This is a genomic window from Nocardioides sp. (assembly GCF_035429765.1).
Classification (GTDB): domain Bacteria; phylum Actinomycetota; class Actinomycetes; order Propionibacteriales; family Nocardioidaceae; genus Nocardioides.
In genome coordinates this window covers 1-4,002 of record NZ_DAOMFK010000032.1, presented here as the reverse complement: position 1 = coordinate 4,002, position 4,002 = coordinate 1, and the positions used below count along the sequence as shown (strand labels likewise).

The 4,002-nt window shown below is 72.5% G+C and carries 5 protein-coding genes; 4 read left to right on the top strand and 1 reads right to left on the bottom strand.

All coding sequences use genetic code 11. The features are described 5' to 3' along the window. Nucleotides 1-112 precede the first annotated feature (112 nt). Nucleotides 113-277, top strand: coding sequence for a hypothetical protein (locus PLP61_RS05380; RefSeq protein ID WP_324501113.1), 165 nt, complete (start codon nt 113-115; stop codon nt 275-277). A gap of 137 nt (nt 278-414) precedes the next feature. Here PLP61_RS05380 and coaA read toward each other — a convergent pair whose 3' ends face one another. Further along, nucleotides 415-1,392 carry a type I pantothenate kinase gene (gene coaA / locus PLP61_RS05375; RefSeq protein ID WP_324501112.1) on the bottom strand — a complete coding sequence of 326 codons (978 nt, stop codon included), beginning with the start codon at nt 1,390-1,392 and terminating at the stop codon, nt 415-417. A 54-nt stretch (nt 1,393-1,446) separates the two neighbouring features. On the opposite strand from coaA, the gene glmS reads away from it, so the two are divergent. From glmS to PLP61_RS05360, 3 genes are all read left to right on the top strand, one after another. After that, entirely contained in the window at nt 1,447-3,291 is a 1,845-nt protein-coding gene (gene glmS / locus PLP61_RS05370; RefSeq protein WP_324501110.1) for a glutamine--fructose-6-phosphate transaminase (isomerizing), read from the top strand. A 6-nt stretch (nt 3,292-3,297) separates the two neighbouring features. Further along, nucleotides 3,298-3,651, top strand: coding sequence for a holo-ACP synthase (locus tag PLP61_RS05365; RefSeq protein ID WP_324501108.1), 354 nt, complete (start codon nt 3,298-3,300; stop codon nt 3,649-3,651). A gap of 41 nt (nt 3,652-3,692) precedes the next feature. Continuing rightward, the coding region (locus tag PLP61_RS05360) for an NAD(P)H-hydrate epimerase (RefSeq protein ID WP_324501106.1) at nt 3,693-4,002 on the top strand (310 nt) is incomplete at its 3' end.

Genomic DNA, 4,002 nt, shown 5'->3' with positions numbered 1-4,002 from the left:
GGCTGGTCTGAGTCGGCCTCGGATCGGGAGTTCTCCCGATGTGCGACCGGGGGCCTTAGGGCGAGTCTCGTGGGTGAGGCACAGCACCACCCACCACCCAGGAGCCACCACCATGAACAGCTACACCATGCAGATGATCGCCCAGCAGCGCATCGAGGAGAGCGCGCGCCGCGCCGGGTCCACCCGGACCGCTCGCTACTCGACTCGCGTCCGTCGGCCGCGCCGCCGCGTGCAGTGGAGCATCCCGGCCGTGTTCCTGGCGCGGGAGGCCCGGTGAGAACTCCCGCCCGGTCACCCCGGGCAAGACGCACTGGCCCCCTTCGCCCCCGACCACCGGCTACTGGTGCGTACGACGCGCCTGGCACGTCGTACGCACCAGTAGCGTGCTGGTGGCGCGTCACCCGGACGCTTGGGTCACAGCTTGCGGAGCCGGACGTAGCTGACCGAGTGGTCCCTGGCCTTGCGCAGCACCAGGGTGGCGCGGGAGCGGGTGGGGGCGACGTTCTGGGTCAGGTTGGGGCCGTTCGTGGTGTCCCAGATCCGCTTGGCCTCCGCGACCGCCTCCTCCTCGGTGAGCGAGGCGTACCGGGAGAAGTACGACGCGGGGTCGCGGAAGGCGGTCTCGCGCAGGCGCAGGAAGCGGCGCACGTACCACCGGCGGATGTCGGCGGTGCCTGCGTCGACGTAGACGGAGAAGTCGAAGAAGTCGCTCACCGCGAGCCCGGCACGGCCGTCGGCCCCCCGCCGGGCCGGCTGCAGCACGTTGAGTCCCTCGACGATGACGATGTCGGGGTGCCGGATCACCACCGGCTGGTCGGGCAGCACGTCGTAGACCAGGTGGGAGTAGGTGGGGGCGAGCACCTCGTCGCAGCCGGACTTGATGTCGATGACGAACTTCAGCAGCGCCCGCCGGTCGTAGGACTCGGGGAACCCCTTGCGGTGCATCAGCCCCCGCCGCTCGAGCTCGGCGTTGGGCAGCAGGAACCCGTCGGTGGTGACGAGGGCGACGTGGGGGTGCTCGGGCCAGTGGGCGAGCATCTGCTGGAGGACCCGGGCGGTCGTGGACTTCCCCACGGCCACCGAGCCCGCGAGCCCGATCACGAACGGGGTGCGCGGCGGCTGGGGCTGGTGCAAGAAGGCCTCCTGCCGCCGGTGCAGGGCGGTGGCCGACTCGACGTACAGGCTCAGCAGCCGCGACAGCGGCAGGTAGACCTGCTGAACCTCCTCGAGGTCCAGCGCGTCGCCCAGGCCTCGGAGCCGGACGATCTCGGCGCGGGTGAGCGGGCTGTCGGCGGTGGCGGCGAGCCCGGCCCAGGTGGCCCGGTCCAGCTCGACGTACGGCGAGGTCTCGCGGTGCTCCGGACCGGCGGTCCGCGCCCGGCCGTGTGTCATGGCCGCATTCTTGCAGCACCGGGTCGGCGGTCGATCGCCGATAGACTCCAGCCCATGTGCGGAATCGTCGGGTACGTGGGGGACAGGCAGGCGCAGGGCGTGGTCATCGAGGGGCTGCGGCGCCTGGAGTACCGCGGCTACGACTCGGCGGGCATCGCGCTGGTGCACGACGGCACCCTGGTCACCGACAAGCGCGCCGGCAAGCTGGCCAACCTGGAGAAGTCGCTCACCGAGCGTCCGCTGCCGGAGTCGACCACGGGGATCGGGCACACCCGGTGGGCCACCCACGGCGCGCCCACCGACGCCAACGCGCACCCGCACACCGGCCGGACCGGCCGCGTGGCGCTCATCCACAACGGCATCATCGAGAACTTCGCGGAGCTCCGCAGCGAGCTCGAGGCCGCCGGCCACGAGCTCGCCTCGGAGACCGACACGGAGGTCGCCGCCCACCTGCTCGAGGTCGAGGTCGAGTCCGGCGCCGGGCTGGCCGAGGCGATGCGGCGGGTCTGCCGCCGGCTGAGCGGCGCCTTCACGCTGGTGGCGGTGGACGCCCAGGAGCCCGGCCTGGTCGTCGCGGCCCGCCGCAACTCCCCGCTGGTGGTCGGTCTGGGCGTGGGGGAGAACTTCGTGGGCTCCGACGTGGCGGCCTTCATCGAGCACACCCGGGAGGCGCTCGAGCTGGGCCAGGACCAGGTCGTGCTGCTCACCCGCGACCGCGTCGAGGTGACCGACTTCCACGGGAGCCCGGCCGAGGCGCACGCCTACCACGTCGACTGGGACCTGTCGGCGGCGGAGAAGGACGGCTTCGACTGGTTCATGCGCAAGGAGATCTTCGAGCAGCCGCGCGCCGTGGCCGACGCGCTGCTGGGCCGTCGCGACCAGGCCGGCCTGCTCCAGCTCGACGAGATGCGGATGTCGGACGAGGAGCTCCGTGGGATCGACAAGATCATCATCGTCGGGTGCGGCACCGCCCACTATGCGGGGCTGGTGGCCAAGTACGCCGTCGAGCACTGGACCCGCATCCCGTGCGAGGTGGAGCTCGCCCACGAGTTCCGCTACCGGGACCCGATCCTCACCCGCTCCACGCTGGTGGTCGCGATCAGCCAGTCCGGGGAGACCGCGGACACCCTGATGGCCATCCGCCACGCGCGCGAGCAGCGCTCGAAGGTGCTGGCGATCTGCAACACCAACGGGTCGACCATCCCGCGGGAGTCCGACGCGGTCATCTACACCCATGCCGGTCCCGAGATCGGCGTCGCCTCCACCAAGGGCTTCCTCACCCAGCTGGTCGCCTGCTACCTGCTGGGGCTCTACCTGGCACAGGTGCGCGGCACCAAGTTCGGCGACGAGATCTCCCTCGTGGTCGACGAGCTCTCCGAGATGCCGGGTCACGTGCAGCGGGTCCTCGACGGTGCCGAGGCGGTCTACGAGCTCGCGAACCGACTGGTGGACACCCGCTCGGTGCTCTTCCTCGGCCGCCACGCCGGGTTCCCCGTCGCTCTGGAGGGGGCGCTGAAGCTCAAGGAGCTCGCCTACATCCACGCCGAGGGGTTCGCCGCCGGAGAGCTCAAGCACGGGCCGATCGCGCTCATCGAGCGGGGGCTGCCCGTCTTCTGCGTGGTGCCGCCCCAGGGCCGCGACTTCCTCCACGACAAGATGGTCAGCGCCATCCAGGAGGTGCGGGCCCGAGGCGCGCGCACCATCGTCCTGGCCGAGGAGGACGACCCCACCGTGCAGCAGTACGCCGACGAGCTGATCCTGCTGCCCCGGGTGTCGACCCTGCTCCAGCCGCTGGTCGCGGTGGTGCCGCTGCAGCTGTTCGCCTGCGAGCTGGCCACCGCGCTGGGCCACGACGTCGACCAGCCGCGCAACCTGGCCAAGTCCGTCACGGTCGAGTAGCTCACGGTGGCGGTGGTGGGAGTGGGCATCGACGTCGTCGACGTCGCCCGGTTCGAGGAGGCCCTGCAGCGCACGCCCGGCCTACGGACGCGCCTGTTCACCCCTGAGGAGGCGGCCCGGCCGCTGGCCTCGCTGGCCGCCCGGTTCGCCGCCAAGGAGGCGCTGGCCAAGGCGCTGGGCGCGCCGACCGGGCTCGCCTGGCACGACGCCGAGGTGGTCTCCTCCCCGGACGGGCGGCCCTCCTTCGCGCTGCGCGGCACGGTCGCGGCCCGGGCCCAGGAGCTCGGCGCGGCGGCGGTGCACGTCTCCCTCTCCCACGACGCCGGCATCTCCTCCGCAGTGGTCGTCCTGGAGGGCTGAGGGCGGGCGCGGGAGTCCCGCGCGCGGTCTAGGTTGAGGTCATGCGCACTGCTCACACCGTGGCCCAGGTCCGTGCCGCCGAGGCGGAGCTGATGGCCGTCGTGCCGGACGGGACGCTCATGCAGCGGGCGGCCGCCGGGCTGGCCAACGCCGTGTTGGACCTTCTCGGCGGCGGCTACGCCCGGCGGGTCCTGCTGCTCGTCGGATCGGGCGCCAACGGCGGGGACGCCCTGTACGCCGGCGCCATGCTGGCCCGCCGGGGCTGCGTCGTGGAGGCCGTCCTGCTCAGCCCCGACCACGCCCACCCCGCCGGCCTGGCCGCGCTGCACGCCACCGGGGGCCGGGTCGTCG

Coding starts and splice junctions, on each gene's coding strand:
- PLP61_RS05380 (WP_324501113.1), top strand. CDS start 113: ATGAACAGCTACACCATGCAGATGATCGCCCAGCAGCGCATCGAGGAG.
- coaA (WP_324501112.1), bottom strand. CDS start 1,392: ATGACACACGGCCGGGCGCGGACCGCCGGTCCGGAGCACCGCGAGACC.
- glmS (WP_324501110.1), top strand. CDS start 1,447: ATGTGCGGAATCGTCGGGTACGTGGGGGACAGGCAGGCGCAGGGCGTG.